This is a genomic window from Marinimicrobium koreense (genome assembly GCF_003762925.1).
GTDB classification, from domain to species: domain Bacteria; phylum Pseudomonadota; class Gammaproteobacteria; order Pseudomonadales; family Cellvibrionaceae; genus Marinimicrobium; species Marinimicrobium koreense.
The window spans coordinates 1,607,237-1,628,284 of the sequence record NZ_RJUK01000001.1 but is presented as its reverse complement, the minus strand read 5'-3'; the positions used below and the strand labels follow the sequence as shown (position 1 = coordinate 1,628,284).

Sequence of the window (21,048 nt, the reverse complement as noted above, 5' to 3'; positions counted from 1 at the left end):
GCGTCCGGGCCCGATAACCGGTGTGTTATCGGGGGCGGCGGTCGTCTTGTCATATCATCGAGCAACACTTGTGCCAGAGGTTGCCCTCCCGTGACGTCAGACGCGCTGACTTACGCTCGGGCCATACAGCGGATGGCGGCGGCCGCCGCCGAGGTGCGGTTGTCCACACCCAGTTTGCGGAACACCTGCTCCAGGTGTTTGTTCACGGTGCGCGGGCTCATGGAGAGAATCTGCCCGATTTCCCGGTTGGTCTTGCCGTGGGCTATCCACAGCAGCACATCAGCCTCACGGGTGGTGACACCAAAGATCTCTCGTAACCGATCCGTTTCGGTTCCTTCCTCGGGTTGCTCCAATAAGCGCAGAAGGATGTCGGTGCCGCTCAGCGGTGCCAGGTATTCCAGGGTGAGTGCGGGAGACAGCCCTCGAAGAGGTAGTTTGTGTCCGGTTTGCGGCTGGTGGCTGAGCCATTCGCGTAACTGTCCGGCAAGCTGTTCCTGAGCCTGGGGCTGATTCAGTCCGGCGCGTTTCAGATGCGCCTGCACTTGTGGTGTGGTCCATAGCAGAGTGCCGCTGCGGTCGATGGCAAACAGGTACTGGCCGGCGGCATCCAGCGCATTATGTGCGCTTTGGGTAAGGCGGGCGTTGGTAATGTGCACCCGCATGCGTGCGACCAGTTCCTCGGGGTTTATTGGCTTGGTGATGTAGTCCACGCCTCCCGCGTTCAGCCCCTGAACCACGTGTTCGGTATCGCTCAGGCCGGTCATGAAGATCACCGGGACATTGGTCAGGCGCGGGTTCTGTTTCAGCCGCTTGCAGGTTTCAAAGCCATCAATCTGGGGCATCAGAGCGTCCAGTAAAATGATGTCCGGCGTAATGTTCTGGGTGATGGTCAGCGCTTGTTGGCCCTCCAGTGCCACCAGCACGGTCATGTGTTCCGCCTCCAGTGCGTCGCTGAGCATGTGGATGCTCTCGATGGCATCGTCGACCACCAGAACCACAGGTTCAGAGGGGTTCTCGTTGAGGCTCATTGTCGGGTACCTGTAACAGTCGAATGATGGTTTCGAATTGGAATTGACCCGCCAATCGGGTCAGTGTCTGCACGAACTCTTCAGTGGCCAGGCCGTTCGCTTCCAGCTCAGCCAGGGCCTGTTGCAAGCCGCTTTTGTGGCCAATCAAAGCCAGCTTACGCAGGGGTTGCAGATGCACTTCATCGGGCAGTGTCAGCGCGGTGATTCGCTCGTCGGAGCGAGGTGGTTGTAGCGCGGGCGTGCTGATCGCCACGGGTCGGGTGTGCCAGCGTAAATTGAGCTGCTGTCCCAACGTTTCCAACAAGGTGTTCAACCGCACCGGCTTGACGATATAGGCATCGTGCAGGGCAGTGCCTACGGCCTTGCCTTCGCTGGCATCGGCGGAAATCATCACCACAGGTTGGTAATAGTCCATGGCGCGAAGCTGGGCGACCAGCTCCCAGCCGTTGAGCCCGGGCATGGAGACATCCAACAGTATAAGGTCCGGCGCCTCCTGTCGGACCCGATCCAATACGGTGAGGGAATTGTCGACCTCAACCACATCAAACCCCAGCGGTGTCAGCATGGCGTGCACCAGCTGGCGGTGCGAGGCCTCGTCATCCACCACCATGACGCGCTTGGCCTCGCCCCGGTAACCCTGGATGTCCTGGGCCTCGGTCGGCGCTATGTCCGCGGCGCCACGAATGCGGCTCATCATCAGGGTCACTTTAAAAACGCTGCCTTGCCCGGGAGTACTCTGCAGACTGATGTCGCCGCCCATAATATCGGTCAGCAATTGGGTGATGGTCAGTCCCAAACCGGTACCGGATACCTGTTCTCCCGGGCGGCGGATGCGTTCAAATGGGCGGAATATCCGCTGCTGATCGTCGGGCGAAATGCCTTCGCCGGAATCTTCAATGGTGAACTCCGCCACGTCGCTGCGGTACTTGACCCTCATGCTGACCCGGCCGTGAGCGGTGTATTTGATTGCATTGGACAGCAGGTTGATCAGAATTTGCCGCAGGCGCTTTTCATCGGCGCGCACCAGAGGGGGCAACGGATCCTGGCAGTGGTACTCGAACTGCAATCCCTTGCCTTCCGCCTGTAATCGAAACATGTGCACCAGTTGTTCCAGCAGCGGCCCGAGGCGGACCTGATCGCGATGAAGATCCAGCCGGCCCGCTTCGATTTTGGAAATGTCCAGCAGGCCTTCGATCAGGTCGGCCAGGTGCTCGCCGCTGCGACGAATGACGCCCAGGGCGTCGCGTCGATGAGGGGGAATCGCCGGGTCTTTCTCGAGCAACTGCGCGTACCCCAGCACCGCATTCAGTGGTGAACGCAACTCGTGGCTGATACCGGTGAGGTACCGGCTTTTGGCCTGATTGGCGGCGTCGGCCTGTTCCTTGGCCCGCTGCAGCGCCTGGTCGGTCTGTTCGTGTGCGTCGATTTCCTCCATCAACAAGCGGGTCTGGCGCTGCGACTCTTCCTGGGCAACGACCCGACTTTCATGGGCCAGCACGAACAACCAGCTCACCACACCGGTAATGATCACCAGTATAAAAAACACCTTCCACAGCAGGGCCGCAAAGAGCATGGCGGATACTTCATCTGGGAAGGCGGTCTGTTGGTAAATCAACGAGAGCAGCACACCCGAGAACCCGTTGATCCCAATAACCAGTAACAGAAAATTACCCAGGCGGGCATTGATGTCGGGTATCAGCCAGGAAGGCAGCCATCGGTGTACCCAGTTGCGGATCTGCTCAGGGTAGCTGGCGCCGGGTTTACAGAAGTCGTTGCATCGGGCGTCCAGGGAGCAGCATAACGAGCAGATGGGGCCGTCGTAGGCGGGACAGTGCGTGACATCCTCTTTATCAAACCGGTGTTCACAGATGCAGCACTGGTGAGTGGCGGCCGTGGGCGTCAGGATAACCGGCTCGCGGGCGATGTAGTACCGCCCGCCGGTTCGCCAGGCGATCAGTGGAGCAATAACCAGAGCGCTCAACAGCGTGATGAAGTGCGAGAGCGCCTGGAAGGTTTCGCCCCAGAAGCCGAGATAACCGATTACGCCGATCAGGGTGGCGGTGACCATGGTGCCAACGCCCACCGGATTGATGTCGTACAGATGGGCGCGCTTGAATTCGATATGGGGTGGACTGAACCCCAACGGCTTATTGATCACCAGGTCGGCTACCAGAGTGCCCACCCAGGCAATCGCGATCAACGCGTACAGCCCCAAGGTGTTCTCCAATGCCCGATAGACACCCAGCTCCATGACCAGCAAGGCAATGGTGACATTGAACACCAACCAAACCACCCGCCCCGGGTGACTGTGAGTGAGGCGGGAGAAGAAGTTGGACCAAGCGATTGACCCGGCGTAGGCGTTGGTCACATTGATTTTCAGCTGCGACAGGATGACAAACAGTCCGGCAATGGCCAGGGCCGCCGTGGGCGACTGGGTGACGTAGCCAAAGGCCACCTGATACATATGAGTCGGGTCAATCGCTTCGTCCGAGGACATGCCGTGTGACAACGCCAGTACCGCCAGAAAGGACCCCGCCATCATTTTTAGGGCCCCGATCACAATCCAGCCCGGTCCTCCGGCGCTCATGGCCAGCCACCAACGGCGACGCTGCTCCGGCTTGGGTTCGGGCATAAAGCGTAGATAGTCCACCTGCTCGCCAATCTGGGCAATCAGGGAGAAGATGACTGCGGAAGCCGCCCCAAAAAGCAGCAGATCAAACCCGCCACCGGCTTCGCGTGTGTAACTGGTCCAGTCCGATACCGACTGAAAGTCGACCCATAGGATGAACGCAAACGGCAGTGCCTGTAGCAACACCCAAAGCGGTTGGGTCCAGAGCTGAAAGCGGCTGATAAAGGTGATGCCGTGCGTGACCAACGGAATGACCACGACGGCACAGAGTACATACCCCCACACGATGGGGATGCCAAAGAGCATCTCCAACGCCATGGCCATAATGGCTGCTTCGATCGCGAAAAAAATGAACGTGAATGATGCGTAAATCAGAGACGTAATGGTGGAGCCGATATAGCCAAAGCCGGCTCCTCGAGTCAGAAGATCAATGTCGACACCATACTTGGCGGCGTAGTAGCTGATCGGAAAGGCCGTTAAAAGGATCACCAGGCTTACCGCCAGGATCGCCACCATGGCATTGGTAAACCCGTAATTCAGGGTGATTGCGCCACCGATTGCCTCCAGAGCCAGAAAGGAAATCGCACCCAGGGCGGTGTGGGCCACCCGAGCGGGCGACCAGCGCCGGGCTCGCTTGGCGGTGAAGCGTAGTGCGTAGTCCTCCAGCGTCTGGTTGGCAACCCACTGGTTGTACTGACGGCGCACGCGGAAAATGGTCTGTTTGGCAGTCATGGCATTCGCTTATTGAATAACAGCCGGTGAAGGCATTGATCGGGCGATGTCCATGTCGGCCGTCGCCGTGCGCCGGAATGACGCATAGCGCCCGGGCGGACGAGCCAGGGTGGTGCACTTTGTATGGCCGGGCCGGAGCTCAGTGCGCTGAACCCGGCGCTCCCTGAATCAGGTATCAATCTTTATGCCATCTGTGGCGTGCAGAACATTAAAGGCAAAGTGGGTGGTCGGTGGTATGGGGTGATTGACGTAGGTCTCTGCGGCATTTGTCGAATGGGCTCAGAAGGGAGGTGCGAGCAAAATGCAGAGCATGGGCACGGGCCAACCGATGTTCAGTCGCGTTTTCAAACCACCACACGAGGAAAGACCATGGTTACTGACTCACGCAAGCATACGCCGGGGCCGTCGCGCCGGCTCCTGAAAAGCCTGGCCGGGCTGACGGCAGGCCTCGCCATGAGTGCGTTTGGCGTCGCCCAAGAGGTGAATACCACCGGACTGGCGGTGACCGAAGACACTGTTAAAGTGGGTATTCTCCACTCGGTGACCGGCACCATGGCCATCAGTGAAACCGGCTCGGTTCAGGCGGAAAAGCTGGCCATTGAGCAGATCAACGCCTCCGGCGGGGTTCTCGGTCGGCAGATCGAATACATCCAGGAAGACGGCGCCAGCGACTGGCCAACCTTTGCGGAAAAGTCGCGTAAGCTGTTGCGGCAGGATAATGTCGCGGCGGTGTTCGGCTGCTGGACCTCGGCGTCGCGCAAAGCGGTATTGCCGGTATTCGAACAGTACAACGGCATGCTCTATTACCCGACTTTCTATGAAGGCCTGGAGCAATCACCCAATGTAATCTACACAGGTCAGGAAGCTACCCAGCAGATCCTTGCGGGTATTGATTGGGTGGTGGATGCCAAGGATGCCAAGACGTTCTATCTGCTGGGTTCGGATTATATCTGGCCGCGAACCTCCAACAAGATTGCCCGTAAGCATATCGATAAGCTGGGTCTAAAGGTGGTGGGTGAAGAGTACTACCCGCTAGGCCACACCCAGTTCAACTCGGTGATCAACAAAATCAAACTGCGTAAGCCTGATGTGATTTTCGCATCGGTAGTGGGCGGCTCCAATGTGGCGTTCTACAAGCAGCTGAAAGCGGCCGGTATCGACATGACCGAAGAGTCGCCTCTGGTGCTGACCATCTCGGTCACCGAAGACGAAATTCTGGGCATTGGTGGTGAGAACGTTGAGGGTGCCTATGCCTCAATGAAATACTTCCAGAGCTTGCCCAATGAAAACAACCAGGCGTTTGTCAAAGCGTTCAAGGAACGCTGGGGCGACGACATCGTAATCGGTGATGTAACCCAGGCCGCATACCTTGGACCCTGGTTGTGGAAGGCCGCCGTCGAGAAAGCCGGCTCGTTCGATGTTGACAAAGTGCGCGAGGCCTCACCCGGCATCGAGTTGACCACTGCGCCGGAAGGCTATGTGAAGATTCACCCGAATCACCACCTCTGGTCCAAGACACGCATTGGCCGTGCAAAGGTCGATGGTCAATATGAAATCGTGTATGAAACCGACGAGCTGATCGAGCCGGACCCTTTCCCGGAAGGTTACCAGTAAGCGCCTCGTTCCCTCAGCAATTCAGCCCCGCCCTCTGGGCGGGGTTACCCCGGTAGAAAGACCACCCCGGTTGGTTAAAGCGCATTTGGAGGCACCTTCCCATGTTTTCTGATTATTCCTCAGCGGAGTTGATGTCGATCTTCGCCATGCAGGGTTTTGCGGGCCTGACACTCTTTTCTGTGTTTGTATTGATGGCGCTGGGTCTGGCCATCATTTTTGGTCAGATGGGTGTAATCAATATGGCGCATGGGGAGTTCATGATCCTCGGCGCTTACATCACCTACCTGACGTCCAACCTGTTTTCACAGTGGATTCCCGACTGGTACGGCTCCTACTTCTTTGTTGCCATGGCATTGGCATTTCTTGCCGCCGCGCTACTGGGAATGTTGGTGGAGTGGTTGATGATCCGCCATCTGTATCACCGGCCTCTGGATACCTTGCTGGCGACCTGGGGCTTGAGCCTGATCCTCCAGCAAAGTTACCGGTCGATCTTTGGGGCGCGCGAGGTGGGGGTCACCATGCCGGACTGGATGATGGGCTCGTATCCGATCACCGATCTGGTGGAAGTCCCCATTAATGGCCTGTTCGTCATGTGCCTGTCGCTGGGGATTACCCTGGTTGTGGCAGCACTGATGTACCGCTCCCGCTGGGGCATCCAGGTGCGCGCGGTGGTACAGAATCGCCCCATGGCGGGTGCAGTGGGCATCAACACCCAAAAGGTGGATCGCATGACGTTTGCCTTGGGTTGCGGCATTGCCGGCATCGCCGGTAGTGCTTTCACCATGATTGGCTCAACCGGACCGACCTCCGGCCAGCTTTATATCGTGGATACCTTCCTGGTAGTGGTGTTTGGTGGCGCGGCCAGCTTGCTCGGTACCGTTGCTTCAGCGTTTACGATTTCCCAAGCGCAGTCAACCATGGAATTTTTCCTCAGTGGGTCTATGGCGAAAGTGCTGACGCTGCTGTTTGTGGTGGGCATTCTGATGGTACGTCCTCAGGGCCTGTTTTCCCTTAAAGTACGTCGATAGGAGGACGGTACAATGACCACGACCGGATTACGATCATTGTTCAGCCGTCACGATCTGCTTAGCTTCGCCGTGCTGGCGCTGCTTTTGATCGTGGTATTTCCCCTGGCGCTGGATATTTTCCGTCTCAACCTGATCGGTAAGTATCTGACTTATGCCTTTGTCGCTCTCGGTTTGGTGCTCTGTTGGGGCTATGGCGGTGTACTGAGTCTGGGACAGGGCGTTTTCTTCGGAATCGGTGGCTATATGATGGCCATGTTTCTCAAACTGGAAGCATCCGACCCTGAAAGCACGTCCATCCAGTCCACCCCGGGCATTCCCGACTTCATGGACTGGAACCAGATTACGGAGTTGCCCTGGTTCTGGGAACCCTTCTACAGTTTCGGTTTTACGCTGTTGGCGGTTCTGGTGGTGCCCACGGTGTTCGCCTACCTGATCGGTGTGGCCATGTTCAAGCGCCGGGTGAGTGGGGTTTATTTCGCGATCATCACCCAATCGATTGCCTTGATTCTGACCATCCTGATCATTGGCCAGCAGGGCTACACTGGTGGAGTGAACGGTATTACCGACCTCCGGACTCTTCTGGGATGGGACATCCGGTCTGACTTTGCCAAGTACGTGTTCTATTTCATCTGTGTTGCGTTGTTGTTGACTTGTGTGGTGATTGCCCAGTTTATCCGTCGAAGCAAGTTCGGTCGGATTCTGGTGGCCATGCGCGATGCGGAAGATCGTATTCGCTTCTCGGGTTATGACGTCGCCAACTTTAAGGTTTTTGTGTTCTGTGTTGGTGCCGCGTTCGCCGCGATTGGTGGTGCCATGTTCACCTTGCAGGTGGGCTTCATGTCGCCGAGCTTTATCGGCATCGTGCCCTCCATTGAGATGGTGATCTTCTGCGCAGTGGGTGGCCGACTGTCTCTGTTCGGGGCCATATATGGGGCATTGCTGGTGAGCTGGGCAAGGTCCATTTTCTCGGAGAGCTTCCCCGAATTGTGGTTGTTTGCCATGGGCGCACTCTTTATCGGTGTAGTGTTGGCCTTCCCCAATGGCCTCGCCGGCCTGTATGACCAGTACGCCCGCGGCCATGTGGCCAAGGCACTGGATCGTTGGGTGGACCAACTGACCCGCTCTGATTCCAATCGCACTGTTCAAGGAGTTGCCCATGAACGCCAGTAACACTGACTTCGTCCTGGCTGTCGAGAACCTCACGGTTTCCTTTGATGGGTTCAAAGCGGTCGATGATCTGACACTCTATGTCGATGAGGGCGAGATCCGGGTCATTATCGGCCCGAATGGCGCTGGTAAGACTACGGTGCTGGATCTTATCTGTGGGCGAACCCGTTCGACCCAGGGATCTATCCGGTTTCGCAATCGGGAACTCACCAAGATGAGCGAGTCCGCTATCGTGCAGTCGGGAGTGGGACGTAAATTCCAGACCCCTTCGGTGTACACGGATCTGACCATTTTCGAGAATCTGGAAATCTCCTACCCCAGAGGACGAAATGTGTTTGGTTCCCTGTTTTTCAAGCGAGACGAAACCGTTATCCGCAAGTGTGAAGAGGTGGCGGAGATGATCCTGCTGAAAGACCAGCTGCACGAGTCAGCTGGCCTGTTGAGTCACGGTCAAAAGCAGTGGCTTGAAATTGGCATGCTGCTGATTCAGGACCCGGAGCTCCTGATGCTGGATGAACCCGTAGCGGGTATGTCGGTCACCGAGCGTCAGGAAACCGCCAAACTGCTCCGACGAATATCGGAGAACCGTTCGGTCATTGTGATCGAGCACGATATGCAGTTCGTGGCGGAAATCGCCGATAAGGTCACCGTCTTGCACCAGGGAAAGATTCTGACCGAAGGTGCCATCGACAAAGTCAAAAACGACCCTAAGGTCATTGAAGTCTACCTTGGTCACTGAGTGAGAGGGCTCATCATGCTTAATGTATCCGATTATCGAGTCAGTTATGGTCAGAGCGAGATTGTGCACGGTCTGGATTTTACCGTTCAGCCCAACGAAATCGTCGCCGTGATGGGCCGAAATGGTATGGGAAAAAGTACCTTGATGAAGGCACTGATGGGAGTCATTCCCGAGTCGGGCGGGGCGGCGACTCTGGATGGCAAGTCAATATTCGGAAAGAAAAGTCACGATAGAGTCAATCAGGGGCTGGCGTATGTGCCTCAGGGGCGAATGATTTTTTCCAGCATGACGGTTCGGGAAAACATCGAAACCGGCCTGACCTCAACCGGACGTCGAAGTGTTCCCAAGGATCTTTACGATATGTTCCCCGTGCTACTGGAAATGCGTAATCGCCGGGGCGGCAACCTGTCCGGTGGGCAGCAGCAACAGTTGGCTATTGCTCGCGCTCTGGCGAGTAATCCCAAAGTACTGTTGTTGGATGAGCCTACCGAGGGGATACAACCTTCCATCATCAAAGAGATCGCTCAGACCCTGAAAGAAATCCGCGATCAGCGCGGCCTGACCATTGTGGTGACCGAGCAGGTACTGAGCTTCGCTCTGGAGGTAGCCGATCGCATCCTGGTGGTGGAGAAGGGGAAGATTGTGCACGAGGAAGCGCGAAGCAGTGTCGATGCCGAGAAAGTGGCGTCCTATCTATCCGTTTAAGTGAGGTAACCTACTATGCGACACGGTGATATTTCCAGCAGTGACGATACCGTCGGCGTAGCCGTCGTCAACTACAAAATGCCACGCCTGCACACCAAGGCCGAGGTGCTCGATAACGCTCGGGCCATTGCGGATATGTTGGTGGGAATGAAAAAAGGACTGCCCGGGATGGATCTGGTGATCTTTCCCGAATACAGCACCATGGGCATCATGTATGACCAGGATGAGATGATGGCCACCGCCGCCACCATTCCGGGGGAAGAAACGGAAATTTTCTCTGAAGCCTGTCGCAAGGCCAATACCTGGGGGGTGTTCTCCCTGACCGGTGAACGTCACGAAGACCATCCCAACAAGGCGCCCTACAACACCCTGGTGTTGATCAACAACCAGGGTGAGATCGTTCAGAAGTACCGCAAGTGCATCCCCTGGTGCCCCATTGAAGGCTGGTACCCCGGCGATCGCACCTACGTCACGGAAGGACCGAAGGGCATGAAGATCAGTCTGATCATCTGTGACGACGGCAACTATCCGGAAATCTGGCGAGACTGTGCCATGAAAGGAGCAGAGTTGATCGTTCGCTGCCAGGGCTATATGTACCCGGCCAAAGATCAACAGGTGATGATGGCCAAATCCATGGCGTGGGCCAACAATTGCTATGTGGCGGTGGCTAATGCCACGGGGTTTGATGGTGTCTATTCCTACTTTGGTCATTCGTCGTTGATCGGCTTCGACGGTCGGACTCTGGGCGAGTGTGGTGAAGAGGATATGGGGGTGCAGTACGCCCAACTTTCAGTCAGCCAGATTCGCGATGCCCGTGCCAATGATCAGTCTCAGAACCATCTGTTCAAACTACTGCACCGGGGTTATTCCGGCATTTACAACTCAGGAGACGGCGATCGCGGGGTGGCGGAGTGCCCGTTTGACTTCTATCGCACCTGGGTGATGGATGCGGAGAAGGCTCGAGACGATGTAGAGGCCATGACCCGTTCCACCATCGGGGTCGCGGAGTGCCCGGTGGGCGAGTTGCCTCACGGTGGTCGTGAAAAAACCGTCGGGTAAGGCGGCTCCATGCCATTCATCAATGATCGACTGGAGGATCAGGCGCTGCGCGAGGCGCTGACTCCGACGGCGACTGCCTCTGAGCCTTCCCCATCGGCTTCGTCGCCGGGCGAGTCGCGTTTGGGTGCCTCGCGTTTTCTGTTTGATCCAGAGGCGGTATCAGCGGTTCTGCGTCAGAGGATCCGTGGCCAACCCGATGCATTGACCCAAATCGATCGTGAGTTGACTCGCGTTAAAGCCGATATCGGTGAGCCGGATCGCCCGCTGGCGGTATTTCTGTTGGCGGGCCCCACCGGCGTCGGTAAAACCGAAACGGTCCGGGCACTGGCCGAAGTGTTGCACGGCAAGGCCGATGCCTTCTGCCGGGTGGATATGAATACCCTGGCGCAGGATCATTACACAGCGGCCATCACCGGAGCGCCTCCGGGTTACGTCGGTAGCAAAGAGGGCCACAGCCTGATCGATGAAGAGGCCATGCGTGGCAGTTTCAGTCGTCCCGGTGTGGTGCTGTTTGACGAGCTGGAGAAAGCGGGCCCGGAAGTGCTGCGCAGTCTGTTGGGGGTACTGGACACCGGGCGGTTGCGTTTGACCTCCGGGCAGAAGCAGCTGGACTTTCGCAACAGCCTGATCTTTATGACCAGCAATCTGGGGGCGGCCGACCTGGCGCGCCATCTGAACCGTTGGCAAACCGGCTGGCGTCGTTTCTGGCCTCGCTCGGAACCCGCGCAGCAGGCCGCATTGCGTCAGCGGGTTGAGCGCGCCCTGGATCGCGGGCTGGACCCGGAGTTTCTCAATCGCATTGATAACGTGTTGATCTACTATCCGCTGCCTCCGGAAGCACGACCGGGGGTGGTGGCGGAACTGCTGGTTCAATTCAATCGGCGCCTGCGGTCGAAAGGGTGGCAATTGCAAGTGTCCCGGGCGTTGATGAGCCGGGTGGAGCGCAAGGGCTTCGATGCACGGTTTGGGGCGCGGGCGTTAAAGCGACAATTCCGTCAGCAGGTGGAAGTGCCGGTGGCCCAGTTTCTGTTGGAACGTCCTGAGTCGCACACGGACATTGCGGAGCCAAAGGCCCCACCACACGCCGAATCAGAGCTGCGTCAGATGTACTGCGATTGGCAGCACGGGCGGGTCATCTGTCGGCAGGTGTGGGCCCGCAAACGTGAGTACGTCAAATGACGCAGAGCCGGGGCCAATTGTCGTATGGGCTCAACGGCAGGCGCCTTTGATAATGAGCGTACACGGGCCAGAGGTACATGCACCTCAACCCGAAATGCTAACGCCTCATTCCCTGTCAGGAGCCAAGCCATGACTGAAACCATCATCAAAATCGATCTGAACCAGACCCCCTACGAGAATGACAAGGTACACAATCGCTGGCACCCGGACATTCCCATGGTGGCCACGGTCAAACCGGGGGACGACTTTATCGTCGAGTGCTACGACTGGACCGGCGGTCAGATCGCCAACAACGACAGCGCCGATGATGTGCGCGATGTGGATCTGACTCAGGTGCACTTCCTGTCCGGACCGATCGGGGTTGAAGGTGCCGAACCCGGCGATCTTCTGGAAGTGGATATTCTGGATATCGGTACCTTCGAGGAAAGCCAGTGGGGCTTTAACGGCTTTTTCTCCAAACAGAATGGCGGCGGCTTCCTGACCGAACATTTTCCCGAAGCGCAGAAATCCATCTGGGATTTCAAAGGCATGTTCACCAAGTCCCGGCATATCCCCGGGGTGGAGTTCGCCGGTCTGATTCACCCTGGCCTGATCGGCTGCCTGCCCTCCAAGGAGATGTTGAAAGAGTGGAACACCCGTGAGCAGGGCCTGGTGGACACCGACCCGGAGCGGGTGCCGCCGCTGGCGGCACTGCCCTATGCCGATACCGCGCATATGGGGCGCATGGATAAAGACTCGGCCAAGAGCGCTGGCGCCGAAGCGGCGCGCACCGTACCGCCCAGAGAGCACGGCGGTAACTGCGACATCAAGGACCTGTCACGCGGTTCGAAAATCTATTTCCCGGTCTACGTCAAAGAAGGCGGCCTGTCCGTGGGCGATCTGCACTTCAGCCAGGGCGATGGCGAAATCACCTTCTGTGGTGCCATTGAAATGGCCGGCTGGATTCACCTGCGGGTCAATCTGGTGAAAGACGGCATGGCCAAGTACGGCATCAAGAATCCGATCTTCAAACCCAGCCCGATTACGCCCAAGTACGACGACTACCTGATCTTTGAAGGTATTTCGGTGGATGAATATGGCAAGCAGCACTACCTGGATGTGCACGTCGCCTATCGTCAGGCTTGTCTCAATGCCATCGAATACCTGACCAAGTTTGGCTACACCAAAGCCCAGGCCTACGCCATTCTGGGATGCGCGCCGGTACAGGGGCATATCAGTGGGGTGGTGGACATTCCCAACGCCTGTGCCACCCTGTGGTTGCCCACCGATATCTTCGATGTCGACGTCAACCCCAGTGCGTCCGGCCCGGGCGCCAAGGTCAGTGGCGGTATGGATGTACCCCTTTCGAAAGATAAGGAGTAAGCATCATGCCGGTCTACGACTACAAGTGCGCCGAACACGGGCTGTTTCACCAGCTGGCGACCTTCGAGCAGAGCGCTGAGCCACAGGCTTGCCCGAGCTGCGGCCAGTTAGCGGCCCGGGTGATTGTTCTGCCACCGGAACTGAAAGCCATGTCCCGGGAGAATCACACGGCTCATGAGCGCAATGAAACGAGTCAGCATCAGCCGGTATTCTCCACCACGGAGGCCCGGGCGGATGCCCGGGAGCGGCAGGCCCATGCGCATCGAAAAGGCAAACCCTGCGGATGCCACGATGGCGGCAAACTCCGCTCGGCACTGATGTACACCGCCGATGGCAAAAAAATGTTCCCCAGTATGAGGCCCTGGATGATCAGTCATTGAGCTCCTGCGGTTGATTGAAATTTGCCCCTGACTGGGGCAGACTCGAAGCCGATGGTCAGCGGTAACGACCCGGCTTCGATTTCAATCACCGTTTACAAGGACTTCAGTTATGGCCTTTCCAATACTTCCCCGAACGTTGATCGCGTCGCTGTGCGCCCTGGGTTTCAGTCTGGGAGCACAAGCGGAATCCCTCGATATCAGACCCGGCCTCTGGGAACACCAGGTTTCCATGAAAAGCGAAAGCGGCCAGTTGGAGCAGCAGCTGGAAATGGTGCGCCAACAGATGGAAGCCATGCCGCCGGCCCAGAAAAAGATGATGCAGGACATGATGGCCGAGCAGGGCCTGTCCATGGACTTCAGTAACCAGACCGTACGCAATTGCCTGACCGAAGAAGAGGCCGCACGAGGCGAGTTCCAGTGGGGCGAGAACACCGACTGTGAACACAACGTGGTCAGCCGCGGCGACCAGACCCGCATCGAGTTTACCTGCCCGGACGAACAGGCCCAGGGTGAGATGGTGCTGGATGGGGATACGGCGTATACCGGTCAGTCCACGGCGCTGATGGATTTTGGCGGGTCCCCGGAAAAGGTCACCATTACCCACAGTGGTCAATGGATCAGTGCTGACTGCCCCTGACTGAGGGACTTCGCGCCACCACGGTTGCGAAAAAGGCCTGGCTCACCCACTATATTGGCTATTCAGGATATGTAAGCACGCGTGAATCATAGCCAATCATAGGAGCCATCCCGTATGAGCCAGGACCATCGCCGCCGATACTCCAGCCCCGTGGTGGACGGGGTCGGTAAATCCGCCAGTCGCGCCATGCTGCGCGCCACCGGGTTTACCGACGAGGATTTCCGCAAACCCCAGGTCGGTATCGCCTCGACCTGGAGCAATCTAACCCCCTGCAATATGCACATCGACGGCCTGGCCCGAGAGGCGGCCGACGGGGCCGATGGCGCGGGTGGAAAAAGCCTGATTTTCAACACCATCACCGTCTCCGACGGCATTGCCAACGGCACAGAGGGGATGAAGTATTCCCTGGTTTCCCGCGAGGTCATTGCCGATTCCATCGAGACCGTGGCGGGTTGTGAGGGCTTTGACGGCCTGGTAGCCATCGGGGGTTGCGACAAGAATATGCCGGGTTGTCTGATGGGCCTGGCGCGGCTGAACCGCCCGTCCGTTTTTGTCTATGGCGGTACCATCAAGCCCGGCGCCAATCACACGGACATCGTCTCGGTGTTTGAAGCGGTGGGTGCGCACGCCAAGGGCGATAAAACCCTGATCGAAGTGAAGCAGATCGAGGAGACCGCCATCCCCGGTGCCGGCTCCTGTGGCGGCATGTACACCGCCAACACCATGGCCTCGGCCATCGAAGCCATGGGCATGAGCCTGCCCGGCAGCTCCGCCCAGAACGCCGAGGACAACGACAAGCTGGCCGACTGCCGCGCCGCCGGGGCCGCCGTGCTTACCCTGTTGGAAAAAGATCTCAAGCCCCGGGACATCATGACCCGCGAGGCGTTTGAAAACGCCATCACCGTGGTCATCGCCCTGGGCGGCTCCACCAACGCCGTGCTGCACCTGCTGGGCCTGGCCCACACCGTGGACGTGGATCTGACCCTGGAAGATTTCACCCGCATCGGCGCCCGCGTCCCGGTGCTGGCGGACCTTCGCCCCAGCGGTCATTACATGATGAGTGAGCTGGTTGCCATCGGCGGTATTCAGCCCCTGATGAAGATCCTGCTGGAGGCCGGCCTGCTGTACGGCGACTGCATGACCGTTACCGGCCAGACGCTGGCGGAAAACCTGGCCAGCGTTAAACCTTACCCCGAAGAGCAGGACATCATTCACGCCCTCGACAACCCGGTGAAAAAGGACAGCCACCTGCGCATTCTCTACGGCAACCTGGCGCCCACCGGCGCGGTGGCCAAGATTACCGGCAAGGAAGGTACCCAATTCACCGGCCGGGCCCGGGTGTTTCACTCGGAAGAGGAAGCTACGGACCGCATCATGGATGGCACCGTGGTGGCCGGGGATGTGCTGGTGATCCGCTACGAGGGCCCCAAGGGCGGCCCCGGCATGCGCGAGATGTTGACCCCCACGTCGGCGATCATGGGCAAGGGACTGGGGGATTCGGTGGCGCTGATCACCGACGGCCGCTTCTCCGGCGGCAGCCACGGTTTTGTGGTGGGGCACGTCACACCAGAAGCGCAGGACGGTGGCCCGATTGCCCTGGTGGAGGACGGTGACGAAATCGTGATCGACGCTGAAGCCAACACCATTTCGGTGACGGTGGACGACGCTGAGCTCGACCGCCGCCGCAAACTCTGGCAGGAACCACCACTACGCTACACCCGAGGCGTCCTGGCCAAATACGCCAAAACCGTCAGCTCCGCTTCGGAAGGCGCCGTGACCGATAAGTGATTGTGGAGCTTCGTGGAAGAGTGCTGCGGGAGGGTATACCGTTCCGAGACACGCCGCTCGGATGGAGGGGTATACAATCTGCATCACGTCCGGGCCGGGGAGGGGAAGCCCTTTCAAGACACGCCGTAAACCCATCCCTGGGGGCTCGACGCGCGGAGTCCCTCCGCTTACGGTCTTGAAAGGGCTTCCCCTCCCCGTCCCTCAGTGGCATATATAACTCACGGACGCACTGTCACGGCGGATGCGCCTTGCTCCGAGACGTCGGACCGATCCGCCCTACGCGACCTGCTGTGCTATCCGTAAGGCGGATAAGCCAAAGGCGCATCCGCCGTTACCCAAGTGGCAGTTCGAAGGGTGCTATTTCCCGAAACGTTATGCAGGCACAGCGGAGGCTGGGTACCCCCTTGTGAGACCGTCGCCTGCCTGGACGGCAGGCGATCGAGCCTACAGGGATGTATTTACGGCGTGTCTCACAAGGGGGTACCCAGCCGTAGCGCTAGATCCGAAGTAACCACGCCGGACTCCTGGTCCACGGTGGGAGAGGGCGGCGGTTTCCTGTATACTTCGCGCAAAGTTTGTACAGTAGGTGATCGTTTTGATTGGAAAACTCTTCAAAAAGCTGGCCGGGGACTCCAAACCGGCCAACAACTCCGAGACCCGCAAAGGGCGCAGCCCCAAAAATCAAACCGACAACCCCCGCAGCGGCGCCGAGCAAAAGCCCCGCAACGGCAAGCCCGGCGGCAACCGTCGGCGCAAACCGCGCCGTGCCCAAGGCTCTGGCGGGCGTGCAAACTCGCAGGAAAAGCAGGGCCATCCGGAGCAGAAAAGCCAAAAGGGCCAGCCGGAGAAGAGCGGCAACCCCGAGGCCAACAACGAGCCCGGAAACCAAGGCTCCGGCAAGAAAGGTGGCAACCGCCGCCGGGGCCGGAACAACAATCGCCGCCGAGGCGGCCAAAACAAGAGCAACAATAAACCTATGGCCAACCAACCCTGGGATATCTCACAGTTTCCGGTGCCCGAAGTCGAAGGCAAACTGCGCTTTCACGATTTCGGGCTTGAAAATGACCTGATGCACGCCATTGCCGACCTGGGCTTTGAGTACTGCTCCCCGATTCAGGCGCAATCCCTGCCTCTGGCTCTGCAGGGCAAAGACGTGGTGGGCAAGGCCCAGACCGGTACCGGTAAAACCGCGGCCTTCCTCACCGCCGTGATCGACGACCTGCTCAAACACCCCATTGAAGAACAGCGTTATGCCGGCGAGGCGCGGGCCCTGGTGATTGCGCCCACCCGCGAGCTGGTCATGCAGATCGCCGATGACGCCAAGCTGCTGTGCAAGTACACCGACCTGCAGATCCACACGCTGGTTGGCGGTATGGAGTACGGCAAGCAGCAGCGCCGCCTGCACGACAGCCTAGTGGATATTCTGGTGGCCACCCCGGGTCGTCTGCTGGACTTCTGCCGCCAGCGCGATGTGTTTCTCGACCAGTTGGAAATTCTGGTAATCGACGAAGCGGACCGGATGCTCGATATGGGCTTTATTCCGCAAGTGCGCCAGATCGTGCGTCAGACACCCAAGAGGGAAGACCGGCAGACTCTGTTCTTCTCGGCCACGTTCACAGAAGAGGTCGAGCGTCTGGTGGAGCAATGGACTCACGAGCCCACCACCATTGAAATTCAGCCCGAGAGTGTGGCGACCGACACGGTGGAGCAACATGTCTACCTGGCGGCGACCGAAGAAAAGTATCCGATGCTCTACAACCTGATTCAGCAGGACGATGTGGAGAGCCTGATCGTGTTTGCCAACCGCCGGGACCAGTGCCGCGACCTGCACGAGAAGCTGCGCCGCCACGATATCAAGGTGGGTTTGCTGTCGGGCGAGATTCCCCAGAACAAGCGGGTCAGCACCCTGAATGCCTTCAAGGAAGGTGATCTGAAAGTGTTGGTCGCCACCGATGTGGCGGGCCGGGGCATCCATATCAGCGGCATCAGCCATGTGGTGAATTTCACCCTGCCGGAGGAGCCGGAAGATTATGTGCACCGCATCGGTCGTACCGGCCGGGCGGGCAAGCACGGCACCTCGGTCAGTTTTGCCTGCGAGGACGATGCGATGTTGTTGCCGCCGATTGAAGAGCTCTTGGGCGAGTCGATCAAGTGCGAGCAGCCGCCGGAGGAGTTGTTGGCCGAAACCCCACCCATGAAACCCGCCGCGCCCCGGCGCCGTTCGTCGGGCGGCAGTGGTGGTCGCCCAGGCGGCAATCGCAGCGGCGGCGGACGCGGTCGGCCGCGTAGTTCGTAGCGTTTGATTTGGGTAACGGCGGATGCGCTTCGCTTATCCGCCCTACGCGAGTTTATACCGCTGCGCTCGGCCGTAGGGCGGATAAGCAGAAGGCGCATCCGCCGTAACTAAACGTGACGGCTTCGCCAAGTTCGCCACAAGAAAACCCCAACCCCCCAAACCAACCCAATCACCGCCCCATATAAATGCGCATCCACTGCTACCGGGACGGGCAAAAGCTCGTGTGACGTGTCATACCCGGGCCACTGTTCCTGCACAATTTTATAAGCCACCACCGCCAACGCCAGACCGCTCATCCAGGGTGTCTGCTTGAAAGTGATGATCACTCCCGCTACCAGCAGTCCATGCAATGCGCCGGACAGCCCCGCGTAATAATCCAGGTCGGTGTTGAACCACTGAATCCCGATGCCCACGCCCAGTAAACAGGTCAACAACAAAGGGCCATAGTGGCGCAGCGAAATATCCTGAAACAGAATCCAGCCGCATAGCATGAAGGCACCCAGGTTCATTGCCAGGTGGTAGGGGCCGTAGTGAATCCAGTGGCCGGTGAGCAGCCGCCAGAGTTCGCCCTGGCTGACGGCGTCGCGGTTGAGTTCGAGTAGGGGCTCGGTCACGCTCTGCAGTGCGCCGAGCAATACCATCATCACGCTCAACCCCAGTGTGAGCCAGAGGCTGGGCGTGAAACGGAGGAAGGGCAAGGCCGGTTACTCGGCGCCGGCCTGTTTCAGGGCGGCGATGTACTCGTCCGCCAGGCGGTGGTCTTTGATGGTCTGCAGAAAGGTCTTGCCGTCGGGGCCGGGGGCGTTCAGGTTGTGGCCGCGCTCGACAAAAAACTGCACAAAGGTGGCAAAGTTTTCTTCACGCATGCCGCGGTAGGCTTTCTCCAGCAAGTGAAAGTCCGGGTCCATCCCTTCGGGGGCCGGATACTGGAAGAAGCTTTTGATACGCTCATCATCAAACACTTCGCCCAGCACTTTCTTTTTGTCTTTCTTCAATTCGCTCATGACTGCTTTTATCTCCACGTGGCTGAAGGGATTTAACCTTCCAGCTTCTTGATCAGAATTTCGTTGACCGCTTGGGGGTTCGCCTGCCCTTTGCTGGCCTTCATGATCTGGCCGACAAAGAAGCCGAGCATTTTCGGGCGCTTGGCCGGGTCGGCGTTGCGGTAATTGTCCACCTGTGCCTGGTTGTTGGCGATCACCTCGTCCACCATTTTTTCCAGCGCGCCGGTATCGGATACCTGTTTCAGGCCCTGTTTTTCAATGATGGTGTCGGCATCGCCTTCACCCTGGGTCATGGCCTCAAACACTTTCTTGGCGATTTTGCTTGAAATGGTGCCGTCTTTGATGCGCTCGATTAGGCCGCCCAGTTGCACCGGAGTGACCGGTGATTGCGCGATGCCGATTTCCTCTTTGTTCAGGTAGGCGGACAGGTCTGCCATGATCCAGTTGCCCGCCAGTTTGGCTTCGCCGCAGGCTTTGACCGTGGCTTCAAAGTAGTCCGCCGTGGCACGGTCGCCGGCCAGTTGGCCCGCGTCGTATTCGGGCAGATCGTATTCCTTGATGAAGCGGTCACGCCGCGCTTCCGGCAGTTCGGGCATGTCTTTGCGCACGGCTTCGATGAACTCATCGTCGATGATCACCGGTAGCAGGTCCGGGCAGGGGAAGTACCGGTAATCGTTGGAGTCTTCCTTGGTGCGCATGGAGCGGGCGGTTTTGGTATCGCCGTTGTACAGGCGGGTTTCCTGTACGATTTTCCCACCATCTTCGAGTACGTCGATCTGCCGTTCGACTTCCAGAGCAATGGCTTCTTCCATAAAGCGGAAGGAGTTGAGGTTTTTGGTTTCGGTGCGGGTGCCGAGTTCTTCCTCGCCTTTGAGTCGCACGGAGATGTTGACGTCAAAGCGCATCGAGCCCTGGGACATGTCGCCGTCGCAGATTTCCAGGGAGGTGACGATGTTGTGCAGCTGTTTGGCGAAGGCCACGGCTTCTTCGGCGCTGCGCATGTCCGGTTCGGTAACCACTTCGATCAGCGGGGTGCCGGCGCGGTTCAGGTCGATGCCGGTCATGCCGTGGTAGTCTTCGTGCAATGATTTGCCCGCATCTTCTTCGAGGTGGGCGTGGTGGATACGCACGCGCTTGGTCCGACCGCCTTCCAGTTGCAGGTCGACGTAGCCCGGGCCGACGATGGGTTCGGCCAGTTGGGTGGTCTGGTAGCCTTTGGGCAGGTCCGGATAGAAGTAGTTTTTCCGTTCGAACACGGAGCGCTTGCCGATTTCGGCGTTGACCGCGAGGCCGAATTTGACGGCATTTTTGAATGCCTGTTCGTTGGCCACGGGCAGGGTGCCGGGCAGCGCCAGGTCGACGGCGCAGGCCTGTGTGTTGGGCTCAGCGCCGAAGGCGATGCTGGCGCCGGAGAATAATTTGGTGTTGGTGGAAAGTTGCACATGCACTTCCAAACCAATGACTGTTTCCCATTCCATCTTTAGTAACCTTAATTCGGTTGGTCTTGGGTGTTCTGTTTTAGTCCGGCCCTGAGTGGCAGGCCTCTGTGCCAACGCCTGACTTGGTTGGCGTAGGGCGGATAAGCGGAGCGCATCCACCGCAAATATACGTTATGCCGCCACCGGACTTCTCGTTTGGCAACGGCGGATGCGCTTCGCTTATCCGCCCTACGCCCGGCTCCGCCCAGCGTCGACCAATGGC

Annotated in this window: 17 protein-coding genes; 12 read left to right on the top strand and 5 right to left on the bottom strand. The window is 58.5% G+C overall.

What is annotated here, in order from left to right:
- Positions 1 to 110: 110 nt before the first annotated feature.
- Both EDC38_RS07115 and EDC38_RS07110 read right to left on the bottom strand, forming a co-directional pair.
- Positions 111 to 1,028: a response regulator gene (locus EDC38_RS07115; protein WP_123637908.1), complete on the bottom strand. Its 918-nt coding sequence runs from the start codon at positions 1,026 to 1,028 to the stop codon at positions 111 to 113.
- Positions 1,003 to 4,389, bottom strand: coding sequence for a hybrid sensor histidine kinase/response regulator (locus EDC38_RS07110; RefSeq protein ID WP_123637907.1), 3,387 nt, complete (start codon positions 4,387 to 4,389; stop codon positions 1,003 to 1,005). The genes EDC38_RS07115 and EDC38_RS07110 overlap by 26 nt, the downstream gene beginning before the upstream one ends.
- Before the next feature lie 369 nt (positions 4,390 to 4,758).
- Between EDC38_RS07110 and urtA the strand changes: the two genes are divergently transcribed.
- From urtA to rhlB, 12 genes are all read left to right on the top strand, one after another.
- Positions 4,759 to 6,003 (top strand): urea ABC transporter substrate-binding protein, encoded by a 1,245-nt coding sequence (gene urtA, locus EDC38_RS07105; RefSeq protein WP_123637906.1) that lies wholly within the window; start codon positions 4,759 to 4,761, stop codon positions 6,001 to 6,003.
- Between the two features lie 101 nt (positions 6,004 to 6,104).
- Positions 6,105 to 7,031 (top strand): urea ABC transporter permease subunit UrtB, encoded by a 927-nt coding sequence (urtB, locus tag EDC38_RS07100; protein WP_123637905.1) that lies wholly within the window; start codon positions 6,105 to 6,107, stop codon positions 7,029 to 7,031.
- A gap of 12 nt (positions 7,032 to 7,043) precedes the next feature.
- Positions 7,044 to 8,201 carry an urea ABC transporter permease subunit UrtC gene (gene urtC / locus EDC38_RS07095; protein WP_123637904.1) on the top strand — a complete coding sequence of 386 codons (1,158 nt, stop codon included), beginning with the start codon at positions 7,044 to 7,046 and terminating at the stop codon, positions 8,199 to 8,201.
- Positions 8,188 to 8,937 carry an urea ABC transporter ATP-binding protein UrtD gene (gene urtD, locus EDC38_RS07090; RefSeq protein ID WP_123637903.1) on the top strand — a complete coding sequence of 250 codons (750 nt, stop codon included), beginning with the start codon at positions 8,188 to 8,190 and terminating at the stop codon, positions 8,935 to 8,937. The genes urtC and urtD overlap by 14 nt, the downstream gene beginning before the upstream one ends.
- 15 nt (positions 8,938 to 8,952) lie before the next feature.
- On the top strand, positions 8,953 to 9,642 hold the full coding sequence (gene urtE / locus EDC38_RS07085) for an urea ABC transporter ATP-binding subunit UrtE (protein WP_123637902.1): 690 nt from the start codon (positions 8,953 to 8,955) through the stop codon (positions 9,640 to 9,642).
- A gap of 15 nt (positions 9,643 to 9,657) precedes the next feature.
- Entirely contained in the window at positions 9,658 to 10,701 is a 1,044-nt protein-coding gene (locus EDC38_RS07080) for an aliphatic amidase (RefSeq protein WP_123637901.1), read from the top strand.
- Between the two features lie 9 nt (positions 10,702 to 10,710).
- Positions 10,711 to 11,880, top strand: a complete 1,170-nt coding sequence (locus tag EDC38_RS07075) for an AAA family ATPase (RefSeq protein WP_123637900.1) — start codon at positions 10,711 to 10,713, stop codon at positions 11,878 to 11,880.
- Positions 11,881 to 12,009: 129 nt separating this feature from the next.
- Complete coding sequence (gene fmdA, locus EDC38_RS07070; RefSeq protein WP_123637899.1) at positions 12,010 to 13,242, top strand: formamidase; 1,233 nt, start codon at positions 12,010 to 12,012, stop codon at positions 13,240 to 13,242.
- Between the two features lie 5 nt (positions 13,243 to 13,247).
- On the top strand, positions 13,248 to 13,622 hold the full coding sequence (locus tag EDC38_RS07065; protein ID WP_123637898.1) for a zinc ribbon domain-containing protein: 375 nt from the start codon (positions 13,248 to 13,250) through the stop codon (positions 13,620 to 13,622).
- Positions 13,623 to 13,731: 109 nt separating this feature from the next.
- Positions 13,732 to 14,259, top strand: coding sequence for a DUF3617 domain-containing protein (locus EDC38_RS07060; protein ID WP_123637897.1), 528 nt, complete (start codon positions 13,732 to 13,734; stop codon positions 14,257 to 14,259).
- Positions 14,260 to 14,373: 114 nt separating this feature from the next.
- Positions 14,374 to 16,047: a dihydroxy-acid dehydratase gene (gene ilvD, locus EDC38_RS07055; RefSeq protein WP_123637896.1), complete on the top strand. Its 1,674-nt coding sequence runs from the start codon at positions 14,374 to 14,376 to the stop codon at positions 16,045 to 16,047.
- Positions 16,048 to 16,642: 595 nt separating this feature from the next.
- Positions 16,643 to 18,343 (top strand): ATP-dependent RNA helicase RhlB, encoded by a 1,701-nt coding sequence (gene rhlB, locus EDC38_RS07050; protein ID WP_425462023.1) that lies wholly within the window; start codon positions 16,643 to 16,645, stop codon positions 18,341 to 18,343.
- Positions 18,344 to 18,450: 107 nt separating this feature from the next.
- Here rhlB and rrtA read toward each other — a convergent pair whose 3' ends face one another.
- From rrtA to gatB, 3 genes are read right to left on the bottom strand one after another with little or no spacing between them, the layout of a single operon-like run.
- On the bottom strand, positions 18,451 to 18,987 hold the full coding sequence (gene rrtA, locus EDC38_RS07045; RefSeq protein WP_148071155.1) for a rhombosortase: 537 nt from the start codon (positions 18,985 to 18,987) through the stop codon (positions 18,451 to 18,453).
- 60 nt (positions 18,988 to 19,047) lie between these two features.
- Positions 19,048 to 19,347: a PA4642 family protein gene (locus EDC38_RS07040; protein ID WP_123637894.1), complete on the bottom strand. Its 300-nt coding sequence runs from the start codon at positions 19,345 to 19,347 to the stop codon at positions 19,048 to 19,050.
- A gap of 32 nt (positions 19,348 to 19,379) precedes the next feature.
- On the bottom strand, positions 19,380 to 20,825 hold the full coding sequence (gene gatB, locus EDC38_RS07035; RefSeq protein WP_123637893.1) for an Asp-tRNA(Asn)/Glu-tRNA(Gln) amidotransferase subunit GatB: 1,446 nt from the start codon (positions 20,823 to 20,825) through the stop codon (positions 19,380 to 19,382).
- Between the last annotated feature and the right edge of the window lie 223 nt (positions 20,826 to 21,048).